At 46.4% G+C, this 13829-nt stretch carries 7 protein-coding genes, 1 tRNA gene, 1 other RNA gene, 2 pseudogenes and 1 CRISPR repeat array; of the genes and pseudogenes, 5 read left to right on the forward strand and 6 right to left on the reverse strand.

What is annotated here, in order from left to right; all coding sequences use genetic code 11:
• Positions 1-32: 32 nt before the first annotated feature.
• The 5 genes from MIC7113_RS12230 to MIC7113_RS34190 all read right to left on the reverse strand — a co-directional run bounded on the left by MIC7113_RS12230 (position 33) and on the right by MIC7113_RS34190 (position 7490).
• The gene (locus MIC7113_RS12230) at positions 33-443 is read right to left on the reverse strand and encodes a hypothetical protein (RefSeq protein WP_015182476.1); all 411 of its coding nucleotides are present in this window, start codon (positions 441-443) and stop codon (positions 33-35) included.
• A 63-nt stretch (positions 444-506) separates the two neighbouring features.
• Positions 507-1073, reverse strand: coding sequence for a Uma2 family endonuclease (locus MIC7113_RS12235; RefSeq protein WP_015182477.1), 567 nt, complete (start codon positions 1071-1073; stop codon positions 507-509).
• A 301-nt stretch (positions 1074-1374) separates the two neighbouring features.
• Positions 1375-2352, reverse strand: coding sequence for a hypothetical protein (locus MIC7113_RS12240; protein ID WP_015182478.1), 978 nt, complete (start codon positions 2350-2352; stop codon positions 1375-1377).
• Positions 2353-2735: 383 nt separating this feature from the next.
• Positions 2736-5678, reverse strand: a complete 2943-nt coding sequence (gene uvrA, locus MIC7113_RS12245) for an excinuclease ABC subunit UvrA (protein ID WP_226883679.1) — start codon at positions 5676-5678, stop codon at positions 2736-2738.
• A gap of 210 nt (positions 5679-5888) precedes the next feature.
• Positions 5889-7490: a protein kinase domain-containing protein gene (locus MIC7113_RS34190; protein WP_015182480.1), complete on the reverse strand. Its 1602-nt coding sequence runs from the start codon at positions 7488-7490 to the stop codon at positions 5889-5891.
• Between the two features lie 381 nt (positions 7491-7871).
• Here MIC7113_RS34190 and MIC7113_RS12255 point away from each other — a divergent pair, with 381 nt between their 5' ends.
• From MIC7113_RS12255 to MIC7113_RS38965, 4 genes and pseudogenes are all read left to right on the forward strand, one after another.
• Positions 7872-9536 (forward strand): serine/threonine protein kinase, encoded by a 1665-nt coding sequence (locus MIC7113_RS12255; protein ID WP_015182481.1) that lies wholly within the window; start codon positions 7872-7874, stop codon positions 9534-9536.
• Between the two features lie 127 nt (positions 9537-9663).
• Positions 9664-10049, forward strand: a transfer-messenger RNA (tmRNA) gene (gene ssrA, locus MIC7113_RS34195).
• Between the two features lie 346 nt (positions 10050-10395).
• Positions 10396-11184, forward strand: a complete 789-nt coding sequence (locus tag MIC7113_RS12260) for a hypothetical protein (protein WP_015182482.1) — start codon at positions 10396-10398, stop codon at positions 11182-11184.
• A gap of 10 nt (positions 11185-11194) precedes the next feature.
• Positions 11195-11297: pseudogene (locus MIC7113_RS38965) on the forward strand (CRISPR-associated endonuclease Cas2); the annotation flags it as partial.
• A 399-nt stretch (positions 11298-11696) separates the two neighbouring features.
• Positions 11697-12600: direct repeats of the CRISPR family, unit length 37 nt; unit sequence GTTTAAATTCCACTTAATCCCTATCAGGGATTGAAAC.
• A 24-nt stretch (positions 12601-12624) separates the two neighbouring features.
• On the opposite strand, the pseudogene trhO reads toward MIC7113_RS38965, so the two are convergent.
• A pseudogene (gene trhO / locus MIC7113_RS33295) lies at positions 12625-13491 on the reverse strand (oxygen-dependent tRNA uridine(34) hydroxylase TrhO); the annotation flags it as partial.
• Positions 13492-13657: 166 nt separating this feature from the next.
• On the opposite strand from trhO, the gene MIC7113_RS12265 reads away from it, so the two are divergent.
• A tRNA-Ala gene (locus MIC7113_RS12265) sits at positions 13658-13730 on the forward strand.
• Positions 13731-13829 lie beyond the last annotated feature (99 nt).

Here is a 13829-nt window from a genome sequence, read left to right on the forward strand (position 1 = left end):
GAATAAATCTTACTCCCTCTCCGTTGTTTAAGCTACCGCCAGTAGGGGCGACCTTTCCAAAAAACTCCAACAATAATACCGAACAACTGAGGATAGGTTAAATTTACAAGTCCCGGTATGGGTAGAAGTGATTTGATCAACACAAAGAGCAGTAAACAAGGAATTAATGCCCACAAAATAGCGGTGTTAATTAAGACTTGGGGATAAAAGCGTTCGAGTAAGTAAACCGCGAGAGTACCGACACCCACTGCCGCCGCCATGAAGATGACAATACCCAATGGGGGTGCAAATAGTAGAGATAGGGTGTTGCGGATGAGAGAAGAGTGTAGGGTTCCTAAGGATAGTAAGAATTCGGCAAGGGTAACAAGAATGACGGTAAGACCAGAAACCTGAAGTAGCGATCGCCAGGGTAAATATTGTAAGCGGCGCAGAGGGTCGATCATAGGGAAAGTAGTAGGTAGAGTGCCTTGATTTTAGCTTGACTGGCCATCCACTTTTCTGGCGAATTATTCCTCTTCATCAAAGACTGGAGGCCATACTTCAGCGATCGGCAGTTCCCAACCTGGAAATAGTTCGGGTATGGTTAATATTTCTCCATTACCCAGCACAGTTGATTCATCAGTAGGGCGATAAACAGTTACCGTTTCTTTATCAGGGTCAATGAGAATTCCTACTATAGCTCCCAGTGACAAAAACATCTGAATCTTTTCTTCTAGAGGTTTGATTCTGTCGCTTTGAGATTTAATTTCTACGACTAAATCGGGAACCATTTCGGCAAAGTAGCGCCGACGTTGTCGGAGACGAGAAGCGCGAACAAAAGAAACGTCTGGTGCTTTTAGGTCAGTGTTAGGTAGGATAAAACCACCGGCGGAGTCAAATACTCGCCCTAAACGACGAGGATAAACCCAGTTGGCAAGTAACCGACTAAATAAGACACCGATTTCGCTCGAATCAATATCTGATGGCCCCACTACGATAATCTTCCCATCTTCTAGTTCTAGCTGGTAATCATAACCTGCTTGGTTCAGGGTAGCTTGCAGTTGCTCCAAGTCTGTAACGGTCATCATTGGCATGAGTACAATCTCCGATGTGATATGAGTGCTATCCGTATTCTATGAGAAGCGAAATCGGGAGATGTATCTAATGTTGTAACGGCTTCATGAACAGGAAGCGTAGCTATCCCGTAGGGAATCGTACTGTTTGAGGTCTAGCTGTCTTAGCACCTCATCAGGCAAGGTCAAGCGTCCCTCGTTCTCTAGCTCTAAAGTGTACTGCTTGGGTTGTTCAGGAGATGAGGTTTGAGCGATCAGTCTATTATTTCGTATAGCGGCGAGAAGACATCCCACTTAATCCACCAACAGCTTGAGGAACCTATCATCGCATAGATTTAGGTATTAGTTTGAACCTAATAGCTAGTTCTTTTGTAGATTTTTGAGATAAAATCCTTTCTTCGATATCTTTCCTTTCCCAAACAACAACTTCAATGCCTGGATGATTTTTTTTCCAGCTTGGTATATAAATATCTCGACAATCAGGTGTCAAATGACTTGAAACAGCAATAACTAAAACTGTAGGTCTTTCCGCCTGCGACCAAGTAAATGCATCACTAATATGTCCAGAATTCACACCTTGTTTTTTAAAGTGCTTGGCTTCAAGAAAGTAACGCTCTTCTCGAAATTCACCTAAACTTCCTGTAATTGTAAATCTAGCTTCAATATCTCTGCCTTTACCTCCAGGCCCACTTCTCCAGTCAATTTTAATTGGCTTCTTAGCATTTACTATTTCGTATACAAGTTCTTCAAATTGCTTGTCATCAATTGCAGTCCAATTGAATCCTTTTGACTTTAATTTACTACTCTGACCAAGTCTAGATGTATCAACCAGGTGTAAACTGCCGTTTTTTGCCGCTCTTTTAATTATCTTGGGAGCCTTATACCCTACTTCCTTCGCTTTGTTACGCACAGTGCCCTCATCAACGCCGCATCTTTCGGCAATCTTACACCAAGGCCAATTCGTCTTCTCCTCTTCACCCATTGAATCAAGTAACGATAGCATCTTCTTTACTATTCGATCTTTCTGAATATTGTTGAGCTGGCCAGAAGGATCGGGATGCTTATCTACCAGAATAGTATCTTGTCTAGCTTCTATAGCAGCTTTCAAAAGATTAAGTCCATAAACAAGCTTGTAGTCTTTGCCATCCCAAAAGCACATTATTGATGGATAGTTATAGCCCTCTCGAATATCTTGGGCAAAGCGTTGAATGATACTTGGGTTCTCTTCTTCCCTAGACGCAAAACCATCATCAGTGCAAATCTTGTCTAGCGGAATGTGTGTTTCTTCTGATTGGGTCATAGTAGGACGCTGCTTATCTGTTTTATTAGTAGCGGCGAGTTTGATTCAACTAGGGTCAGATATTGGCATTTACGGTATTGGTAGCCAGGGGCTTTGGGGAGGGCGACATTGCTCAAAATCATTTAGCAGACGATTGATAACTTTTGTTGTAACAGCACAGATTTCTAGTTCTAGCGGGTAATCATAACCTGCTTGGTTGAGGGTAGCTTACAGCTTTTCCAAGTCTTTAACGGTCATCATTCCCATGAGACAATAGACCTCTTGCAAAAGTCGAATTTTGACAGGCAAAACCAATACTTTCAGCCGTTATTTTCGTATTTATGCAAGAGGTCTAATCTCCGACGCTGTATGAGTGCCTATCCGTATTCTAAATTTGCTTCACCTCAAACCTTACAAACTACTGGTGGATGCTGCTGCAACACCCCCTGCAAATACTGTCCCGTATACGACCTCTGATTCTGAGCCACATCCTCCGGCGTTCCCACCACAATTACCTCTCCCCCTTTATCCCCTCCTTCTGGCCCTAAATCAATCACCCAATCCGCACAGCGAATCACATCTAAATTATGTTCAATCACCAAAATTGAATTCCCCTTATCTACCAATCGCTGCAACACATTGAGTAAATGATGGACATCGTAAAACGATAAACCCGTCGTCGGTTCATCAATTAAATAAAGCGTCTTCCCTGTAGCACGACGAGCAAGTTCCGAAGCTAATTTCACTCGCTGCGCCTCACCTCCTGATAACGTGGGTGCCGGTTGTCCTAAATGAATGTAACCTAACCCAACATCTAATAAAGTTTGTAGTCGCGTGGACGCTCTGGGGATGTTTTTAAATACTTCCAGTGCTTCTTCTACCGTCATATTCAGAACATCGGCGATGGAATGTCCCTTATATTTCACCTGCAACGTTTCTCGGTTGTATCGCGCCCCCTTACAAACTTCACACTGCACATAAACATCGGGCAGGAAATTCATCTCAATTACATTTACCCCCTGCCCACCACAAGCTTCGCAGCGCCCGCCTTTGACATTAAAGGAAAATTGCCCTGCTTTGTAACCTCTAGCTTTCGCTTCAATGGTTTGGGCAAAGATTTCCCGAATTGCATCAAAAATACCGGTATACGTTGCTGGGTTAGAACGGGGAGTACGACCGATAGGAGATTGGTCAATGACAATCGCTTTATCAATTGCATTCAGCCCTTTAATCTTCTCTAATTCTTTGGGAAAGGGAACCTTCCGCGTCAAGTGATGCTGCAAAGCCGGATAAAGCAATTCATTCACCAACGTCGATTTCCCCGAACCCGAAACTCCCGTAATGCAAACCAGCTTACCCAAGGGAATTTCCACCGTTATGTGTTGCAGGTTGTTGCGGTGGGCATCTTTAATTACCAGCGATCGCCCATTTCCCTTTCTCCTCTCTGCTGGTGTTTCAATCACCCTGCGCCCGGATAAATAAGCACCCGTTAAGGATTCCTCAGCCCCTAACAATGTCTCCAAATTCCCCTGCGCGACAATCTGCCCCCCATGAATCCCCGCACCAGGGCCAATATCAACCAAGTAGTCAGCCGCACGAATCGTATCTTCATCGTGTTCCACCACAATTAAAGTATTTCCCAAATCCCGCAATTTAGTTAGGGTTTGGAGCAAGCGCCCATTATCTCGTTGATGCAATCCAATGCTCGGTTCATCTAATACATAAAGCACGCCCGTTAGACCTGCACCAATTTGCGTGGCAAGACGAATCCGCTGCGCTTCTCCACCGGAAAGCGTCATGGCAGCACGGTCAAGGGTGAGGTAATCTAAACCGACATCCAGGAGAAATTGCAAACGCGCTTTAATTTCTCGCAGTGCTAAGTCACCGATTTGCGCTTGGCGATCGCTCAATTGCAACTGCTCGATTCGTTCCCGACTTTCTTGAATGGAAACGCTAGTTAAATCCCGAATGCGAAATTGTCCTAACCTCACAGCCAAGGCTTCTGGTTTTAAGCGTTTTCCCTGGCAAACTTCACAAGGTTGGTCAATTAAATATTGTTCCAGTTTCTGTTTTTGCAAGTCAGAACCCGTTTCATCGTACTGTTTTTGCAGAATCTTAATTACTCCGGCATAGTGTCGGTAATCGTTCCGTTCTTCGATCCAAATTGCTTTTTCAGCACCATACAGAAGCACCTGTTTCTGTTCATCCGTTAGGTGGTTCCAGCGGGTTTGGATTTCAAAACCATACGCTTGCCCCACACTATAAAGCAGGGAGAGGTAATAGGAATTATCTTTATCCGACCAAGGTGCGATCGCAGCATAGACGGGTGCCTCTGGGTCAGGTACAACCAATTCAGGTGAGAAAGTACGCAAACTCCCTAATCCGTGACAGTGAGGGCAAGCCCCATAGGGAGAGTTGAAGGAAAACAGTCGAGGCGATAATTCCTCCATTACCGCCCCGTGTTCTGGGCAAGCAAAATTCTCGGAAAAGACTAATTCTTTGGCTGATTTGTGATGGGAATCCTCGCTATTTGTAGGATTTTCTGTTATGGTACTCCCATGGTTTACTGCATCCTCTGACTCTACGGAAGTATCATTTAATACCTCCACCACCGCAATTCCACCAGTACGCTTCAGGCAAGTGGAGAGAGAATCCGTCAGACGTTCCTGCAAATCAGGCTTCTTGATCAGTCGGTCAACCACGACTTCAATGTTGTGGGTATAATTTTTATCTAATTCAATCGAATCACTGAGCTCTCGAACCTCGCCATTGACCCTCACGCGCACAAATCCTTCCGAGGCAAGACTGGATAGTAGTTTCTTGTGGGTGCCTTTTTTACCCCGGACAACGGGAGCGAGGATTTGGAAACGAGTGCGGTCGGGAAGTTCCAGGATGCGATCGCACATCTGGTCGATGGTTTGGGGGGCAATATTGCGATCGCAAATTGGGCAATGGGGTTCTCCTGCCCGTCCGAACAACAAGCGCAAGTAGTCGTAAATCTCGGTAACCGTACCCACGGTAGAGCGGGGGTTATTGGAGGTAGATTTCTGGTCTATCGAGATAGCGGGACTTAAACCCTCAATCACATCCACATCCGGCTTATCCAACTGCCCCAAGAATTGCCGCGCATAGGCACTAAGGGACTCGACGTAGCGGCGCTGCCCTTCGGCAAAGATGGTGTCAAAGGCAAGGGAGGACTTACCGGAACCGGAGACACCCGTGAAAACGATGAGGCGATCGCGCGGCAGTTCCAAGTCAACATTCTTCAGGTTGTGCTGCCTCGCGCCCCGAATCCGAATCTCGTTGAGGTTGTTGCTGGTGGAATGATGCCGCCCATTGGTGTGCATAGAGGTTGCAGGCAAGGTCTCACCGGGTAGGGCATCAGATAGATCGATAGGCTCAGGCATAGGAGGCAAGCGAAACAGTGCTTAATGATCTTAACGCTGTGCCCTCTAGACCGGAGTGAATCCAGCGATGGGTATTAGGAACGAAATTCAGCTAGTGTTAAGCTGTGATGCATCTAAATTGCATACCTTTGTGAGGAGATAAAAACTCTTCTATGGATTGGATAACAACTGCGAGACTTGTGATGCGTTCAGTGCAACATTATAGAGCCGAACTTCATCAATGCTTCCCTTAAAAGCGTTCCAAGACGGATGGTTGCCGATGGAGATGGGGCGATCGGAATCTTGAAGCCTACCACTAGCTGCCGTCGATGCCACCAGTTGACCGTTAATGTAAAGCAAGAGCATCTGACCGTCATAGACTCCAGCGATATGAGTCCACTGAGTCCACACATCTGGGGTAACTTTGGCCGAAACCTTGATTGAAGTTCCCCACTGTCCACCAGGAATTGCTACTGTAAATACAAAATTGCCGTTTTCAATTAGAAGCATATACGAATCCATTGCGTACCATTTATTCACAATGGTTTGCAGGCCGGAGACTCGTAATGGTTTGACCCAAGCTGCGACGGTCATTTGGTTAGTGAAGTGAAAGCTGGGCTGGTCGGGAATTTCAATCAAGTCATCGACACCATCAAAGAATGCTGCATACCCGAAACGCCCCTGTTCGCAAGTGACACCTTGGAGCATTGTTCCCTGTATTTGACTACCTAACTCATTAGCCAGCATCGGTTTACCCGCACTACTGCATTGGTCAAAGTTCCAGTATCCTACTAGGGATGATTGGCTACTTCTTACTGGGCTGAGAAGCAGCGTCGAATTCTCAATTTTTACAGAATTTTCACGATTGAAATCTATCAAATTTATCATAAAAAGGGCAAAAATACCCAGAGTAGCTAGCCCTATTCCCGTAGTACTCATCCTGGATTTTACAGCAGTAACTAAACTTTCTAACCCAGTGGCACCGCCCAGCACCTGAATTGGTTTCAAGGCTTGCAAGGCATCCAATGCATTGGCATAGCGCTGTTTGACGTTGGGTTCCACCATCTTTTCTAAACAGGAGATAAAGCGGGGATTGAGTTTGGGAACTAATTTCTTGAAATTAAAGCGATAGTAATCATCAATTAAGTTCCCCACATCCTGTGATCGCGTCCCCGTAAGCAAGCAAATCAGCGTTGCCCCTAAACTATAAAGATCGGATGCCTTCGTAAGAGAACGACCAAACTGTTCTTCCGGCGGCATAAATCCTGGAGTTCCAGCTGCAACGCTACTCACAGCCAGTTCCCCACTCCGAATCCGAGCAAAACCAAAATCAACCAGATAAGCATTCAATTGCTTGTCAACCACAATATTCTCTGGTTTGATATCCCGATGAATGACTGGAGGAGTAAGCTTCTGTAAATAAACTAAAATTTCTAATACTGATTCAGCTATTTTCTTAATATCTTCAGGCGTAAAACTGCATCTTACCGCCAGAGATAGCGCATTTTTATATTCCTGCACCAAGCAAAAGCCTGATTTCGTTTCAAACGAATCCAAGTAGCGAGGGATGCGGGGATGTTCCAGCTGTTGCAGAATGGATATCTCCCGTTCATAAGCTTTAAAACCCGACCAATTGGCACCCAAAGCGGCAAAACGAAATTCTTTGATGACTACCTGTTGCGGTGGATTGAGACTGGTATCAGTAGCCAGGTAGGTAATGCGCCCCCCTTCTTGGTTGCGTCCCAATTCTCGTATAACTTTATATCTGCCCATTTTCCGTCAATCCCTGTGTTTCGCTGTAGGCAAGAGCTTGCTTTGTGTCGATTTTGGCGACGCGACCTTTATACTCTGAGTAAATTAATTATCCCTGTCTGGTGACTTTGCCGGATGGGGCTTTTTGAGTCTTGTAAAGTCTTTGTACAACTTTGTCTCCCTCGATAGTGGCAATATTGGCATCAACCAACTTCCTGCACACAACCTTGAACATCTCCCTCCATTCTGAGCTAGAGTGAAAAGTTAATTGCCACAGGCTGAGTATATGTGCACAAAACCGAGAGTTTAATGGCAACTTAGGTACGAGTGCGTCGTCTATATCTTAGTTGTTAGACTCTCTCGCTAAACTAACAACCAATAACAAAAAACGGTGTGAGAGGTATGAACTTGTTAGTCGGTAAAACCTTACAGGGTGGCAAATATACTCTAGAGCAAGAACTGGGACGCGGCGGCTTCGGCGTCACGTATAAAGCTACCCATCACTACCTCGAGCAGGTGGTGGTGATTAAAACCCTCAACGAGTCCCTTCAGCTACACCCAGAGTTTCCTCGGTTCCAGCACCGATTCCAGGATGAAGCAAAAGCTTTAGCGTTGTGTGTCCATCCCAATATTGTCCGCGTCAGCGACTTCTTCGTGGAAGCGGAATGGCCCTACATGGTGATGGACTATGTGGCAGGCTTAACGTTGCAAGCCCTTGTGTTTCCAGGACGCCCATTGGATGAAGCCACAGCGATTTATTACATCCGACAAGTGGGCGAAGCGTTAAAAGTTGTGCATCAAAAGGGCTTGCTGCATCGAGACATCAAACCGGCAAACATTATCCTCCGTCAAGGCACTCAGGAAGTAGTGTTGATTGACTTCGGGATTGCACGGGGGTTTAATACCGACTCCACTCAGACTCACACCAATCTGGTGTCGGATGGCTATGCCCCGTTGGAACAGTATTTAGTAAAAGAAAAACGTACCCCAGCATCGGATGTTTACGGTTTAGCCGCAACTCTCTATGCCCTGTTAACCGCACAAGTCCCAACTCCCTCCGTGATTCGCGATCGCCAACCCATGCCTGCACCCCGCGAACTCCAACCCCAGATGAGTGCGGCGGTGAATCAAGCCATTATGCGCGGCATGGCTGTAGAAGCGCGTTTTCGACCAGCCAATGTCGAGGAATGGCTGTCGCTGTTACCCAACCCGCAGCTAGCTCAGGTTAATGGTACCCCAATTGCCAGCTCCACTCACACTGGCACAACAGCTCCTATTAATGCCCAGCAACTGGCTCAATTAAAGAAAACAGCCCTGTCTTCTCCTCCTCTCCCCCTATTTAAGCGGTTGGGGGTTCGGGGTATGGCGATTGGAGGAGTAGCTGCGATCGCAACAGGTTTAGTCGCCGTGGGCGCTGTTCGACATCAGTCTCAGCCTAAACCCCCCACCGCCACACCGACGCCCACTGTAGAACCTTCCGCCTCACCCATTCCTCTCCCCAGTACGGAGGCGAATAAGGAGGAGACTTCTACTCGTAATAGTGAAGAGACTTCGGAGAAATCTACTCAATCCCCCTCTCCAATTCAATCTCAATCCTCTGTGAAGCAGAACCGCTCATCATCATCTTCCTCTGCTTCTTCCGAAGAAAAACCCATTCGCAGAACTTACCCCAGAAAAACTTACCGCCAAAAATCAGACCCACCAAAGGAATCGCAGTCTACACCTGATTCGTCGTCATCCTCCCCTTCTCAGAGTTCTCGTCGCAAGCGGATACAATCACCGTCCAATCCTACGAATAATTCGTCTCCCCCGGTATCCAAGCCGACTCCGGTGTCCTCACCCCCAGCACCGCAGCCACAAGTCCAAAGGCCATCGGGGAAAACACAAGCCCCAGCCTCTGAGGCACCTTTATTACCACCGGAACCCATCAGTAAACCTAAACCCGTGGAAAACTCAGTGCCGTTACCTCCACCCGAAGCCGTACAGCCCAAGAAATCCGCACCGGATAATCCTAGTGGTGACAACCAGAGTCGGAGTGGAGAAGATGCTTCGGGAGGGATTAACTAAACACACAGCTTCTTGTTCAAGCCGGTTCGGTTGTACTCCCACAGAAGTAGGGTGATTACGACTTCTGGCAGCTAAACTTTAGTGACGCTGACTACAATCAGTGACTATAATGAAAAATATAAGACATGGGGCCTTAAAGGTTTCGACGTGTTGGCGAAAGCTGCCCCGTGATACAGGTCGAGAGTGAGTCTCCTCTCGTTAATATCGGCTCAAACAAAAAAGTAACTGCGAATAACATCGTTAAGTTTGAGCGTGCAGCTGTCGCTGCTTAAAACCCTCTCACAAAGGTACGCTCGTCTATAGTTTGACTCCGTTAAGGACTATGGACAAACCCCAACGGATGCGCTAATAAATTGCCTTTGGTCGGTTTATTGGCAAAGACTTCACCAAAGCATCCTGTCATCCGGGATAATGGATGGTTCCCGCCCAGAGGGTCAGATGGGCTAAGCCTGTGAATGAGCGGTAGGTTAATACCCAGGGCGGACACGGGTTCAATTCCCGTAGGCTCCACTTGGAATTCCGTCAATACCACCTCACACTTCAATGTATGAGGTGGTTTTTGATTTTTAGGCAATGACAGGCTACCAATAGCTTACCAATCCGGACACCGCCCATTTTTGCATTCACGAGCACGAGCAATATTAGATTCATAGAAAGCTTTTACTCAATCATAAGTTTTTACATCTATTCCCTACATCTTATATAGAGGGTACAAATGCACCTTGAACGAAACCACAAAGGAGATGAGCCTCTAACTTTCATCTGAGTCAATCACTGTCAGTGGATAGAGGATATAAAATTTTTGCTCTTTTACAGTAAAGGTTAAGTGAATCACCCCTGTAGAAGTCAAGAAAGACCGATGGCAGTACAAAGTAAAGAACGTTCAGGCACAGACTCCATGCGTGAAGCAATGGCGACAGCCAATCAAATTGCTGTTTCTGCACATCAATGGGCTACGGCGGTAGCACAGGTTGCGGCTGATAACGTTGCCAATACAACGGCTGCTGTAGGTAAGACAGTGGTACCTGCGGCTCAGCAATTTGTAGAACAGGGAACGGAAACCGTAGGAAAAATTGTTACTCCCATTGCCGAAAATCCCCTGGTTAAATATGCTTCTAAAGTTCCAGGCATCAACGTACTCATGGCTGCACTCGGTCAGGTTGATGTGGACAAGGCTCAGGCTGAGGTAGACAAGCTGCGGCAGGACTATCCTCTAGAATCACCCGCTCAGATTGCTCACCGGATCATTGTTGATACGGCGATGAAGGGTGGAGGTATTGGATTACTCACTAACTTTGTCCCTCCTTTAGCACTCGCTCTGTTTGGGGTTGAGCTTGCGGCGGTTACAGCACTCCAAGCTGAGATGGTCTATCGTATTGCCGCCGCCTACGGATTTTCGCTGAAAGATCCAGCACGACGGGGCGAAGTTCTCGCGATTTTTGGGTTATCGGTGGGAGGCTCAGGAGTACTCAAAGGTGGACTGAGTTTTGTGGAACTCCTACCTATCATTGGTGCTGGGGTTGGTGCGTCGAGCAACGCTGCTTTGCTGTACTCCCTAGGACAGGTTGCCTGCCAATTTTATGAAGGGAAGAAAAATTCAACGAAAGCAGTAGAAGTGAGTGTCGTTGGGAATGGGGCTAATTTATAAGCCGTGGTGCTATGCCAAGTTGCGATCGCGCCTGGGTTAAGATTATCAAACCTAAGCAGGATAGTATCCGCTTTTACTCCCATTGTGCTTGCTGCCAGGGTAAGGTGGAGTAATACCATTTCACTTTTAATCCGTTACACATCGACCCCCCTAGCCCCCCTTATCAAGGGGGGAACAAGAAAACTATCTGTAGCAAGCATTTAGTGAATTGGTATAAATCGCTGGTGAGCAATTGCGAGATAATTCGATTTTTTTGGCTTGATGGTGACAGTCGGTAGGTGTTTTCGGAGGTTGATCTGTTTTCGGGGCTGCATTCCTTACTCCACAAGGGTTTGCAGCTTTTGCTCTTTTCAGGAGGGTGTCACCGCTTCTGAAAAGCTTGCTGTGGTTAGATTTCAGCCGATTTTTTATTTTCCTCTTGTCCGTCTTTGGCTCTGGAATGATATGATTAGGGGAGACTGTCACCAACGTACCTTGAAAACTAAATACAGTAAGGGTTCTGGATGCCTGCGGTTTAAATTCCACTTAATCCCTATCAGGGATTGAAACGTGCAGGTGTTCAAGGGTGGAAATACCTTTGAGATTGTTTAAATTCCACTTAATCCCTATCAGGGATTGAAACGCTTCAGTAGAAACCGACTGGACAAAATACATGGGTTTAAATTCCACTTAATCCCTATCAGGGATTGAAACTTCAAACCATTGAAGACTTGGTAAAAAAGGTTATCGTTTAAATTCCACTTAATCCCTATCAGGGATTGAAACTGCCAGTTGATGCCGGTGGCTCGTGCCACCTCATGTTTAAATTCCACTTAATCCCTATCAGGGATTGAAACTAAACACTTTAAATCAGTTGGGGGGAGAACCAGCCGGGGGTTTAAATTCCACTTAATCCCTATCAGGGATTGAAACGGCTGCTCGGACCAGATATCGGCGACATACTACAAGTTTAAATTCCACTTAATCCCTATCAGGGATTGAAACAAAAAACAAGCAAAACACAAAGGAATTGCAAAAGTTTAAATTCCACTTAATCCCTATCAGGGATTGAAACGAAAAAAGCCGGTGAGCGGCAGTAGACCCCGAGACATGGGTTTAAATTCCACTTAATCCCTATCAGGGATTGAAACATACTTTTCCGACACCTCCATCACTTCTGTAGGTGGTTTAAATTCCACTTAATCCCTATCAGGGATTGAAACGCAAGGACAATGTCGATTACTTCGTCGGGCTTTAAGTTTAAATTCCACTTAATCCCTATCAGGGATTGAAACTGCTGCACCCATTGGACAAGGGTTGTCAGGCTCCAAGGTTTAAATTCCACTTAATCCCTATCAGGGATTGAAACATTGCCTAGGGCAACCAAGTTATTCGGCTAAGTTTAAATTCCACTTAATCCCTATCAGGGATTGAAACGCTTTTATTGTCCACCTTCCGAGACTGCATCTGTTGTTGCCTCGCCTCTTGTCGTGCCCGTTTCTCCTCCGTGAGGTGATCAAAGCAGTAGGGACAGGAAATGCCTTCCTGATAATGGGGTGAGGTTTTATCAGCTTCAGCGATCGGATGCCCACAACTGCGGCACATCTCATGAGTTCCTGCCTCTAACCCATGCTCTACAGCGACTCGTTGATCGAAGACAAAACATTCTCCTTGCCACAGGCTTTCTTCGGGTGGAACTTCTTCTAAATATTTGAGAATGCCGCCTTGGAGGTGATAAACCTCTTGGAATCCTTGAGCCATCATTAATGATGTCGCTTTTTCACAGCGAATACCACCTGTGCAGAACATCGCCACCTTTTTATGCTTGCTGGGGTCAAGGTGGGTGCGAACATAGTCGGGAAATTGGCGGAAGGAGGTCGTTTGGGGATTTTGCGCTCCTTTAAAGGTGCCAATACTCACCTCATAATTGTTGCGGGTGTCGATGAGGGTGACTTCGGGATCGGAAATTAGTGCATTCCACTCCTGAGGACTAACGTAGGTGCCAACGCGATCGCTCGGATCGATTTCGGGCAATCCTAGAGTGACGATTTCTTTCTTCAACCGCACTTTTAGGCGATCAAACGGGGGAGAGTCGGCTTGGGATTCTTTATGTTCTAGGTCAATTAGACGTGGATCGGAGCGCAAAAAGGATAATACGGAGTCAATCGCCTGACGGGAACCTGCGATCGTGCCATTAATGCCCTCTGCGGCAAGCAAAATTGTGCCTCGAATACCCTGCGCTTGGCAATAGGCCAACAGGGGGGCTTGCTTCTGTGCGAAATCCGGGAACTTGACGAATTTATAGAATGTTGCAACAACTTGGGTCATTTCCCCACTCAACTCGATGTGTAGCAAGGTTTTACTCTGGTTTCCAACTTAACCTGACAAACGCCAACTTTTCGAGGGATTTAGAAATTTTTGGGTTGACCCCTTTTTTATTTGAACTGTAGAGGCTATAATAACAAAAGTGACTAAACAGTTCACTCCTCGTTATGGGGGTTTAGCTCAGTTGGTAGAGCGCCTGCTTTGCAAGCAGGATGTCAGCGGTTCGAGTCCGCTAACCTCCATTGTACATTCGCAAATTAGTGTCGCCGTTAATAAATTGTCGTCATTTCCTACTTTTGACGCTGGCAACCCTTCGCTTTGGCTAGGACGTGAACTACACA

This window comes from Allocoleopsis franciscana PCC 7113 (assembly GCF_000317515.1).
Lineage (GTDB): Bacteria > Cyanobacteriota > Cyanobacteriia > Cyanobacteriales > Coleofasciculaceae > Allocoleopsis > Allocoleopsis franciscana.

Excerpts from the sequence above, each read along its gene's own strand:
- MIC7113_RS12230 (WP_015182476.1), bottom strand. The coding sequence starts at position 443 with ATGATCGACCCTCTGCGCCGCTTACAATATTTACCCTGGCGATCGCTA.
- MIC7113_RS12235 (WP_015182477.1), bottom strand. The coding sequence starts at position 1,073 with ATGCCAATGATGACCGTTACAGACTTGGAGCAACTGCAAGCTACCCTG.
- MIC7113_RS12240 (WP_015182478.1), bottom strand. The coding sequence starts at position 2,352 with ATGACCCAATCAGAAGAAACACACATTCCGCTAGACAAGATTTGCACT.
- uvrA (WP_226883679.1), bottom strand. The coding sequence starts at position 5,678 with ATGCACACCAATGGGCGGCATCATTCCACCAGCAACAACCTCAACGAG.
- MIC7113_RS34190 (WP_015182480.1), bottom strand. The coding sequence starts at position 7,490 with ATGGGCAGATATAAAGTTATACGAGAATTGGGACGCAACCAAGAAGGG.
- MIC7113_RS12255 (WP_015182481.1), top strand. The coding sequence starts at position 7,872 with ATGAACTTGTTAGTCGGTAAAACCTTACAGGGTGGCAAATATACTCTA.
- MIC7113_RS12260 (WP_015182482.1), top strand. The coding sequence starts at position 10,396 with ATGGCAGTACAAAGTAAAGAACGTTCAGGCACAGACTCCATGCGTGAA.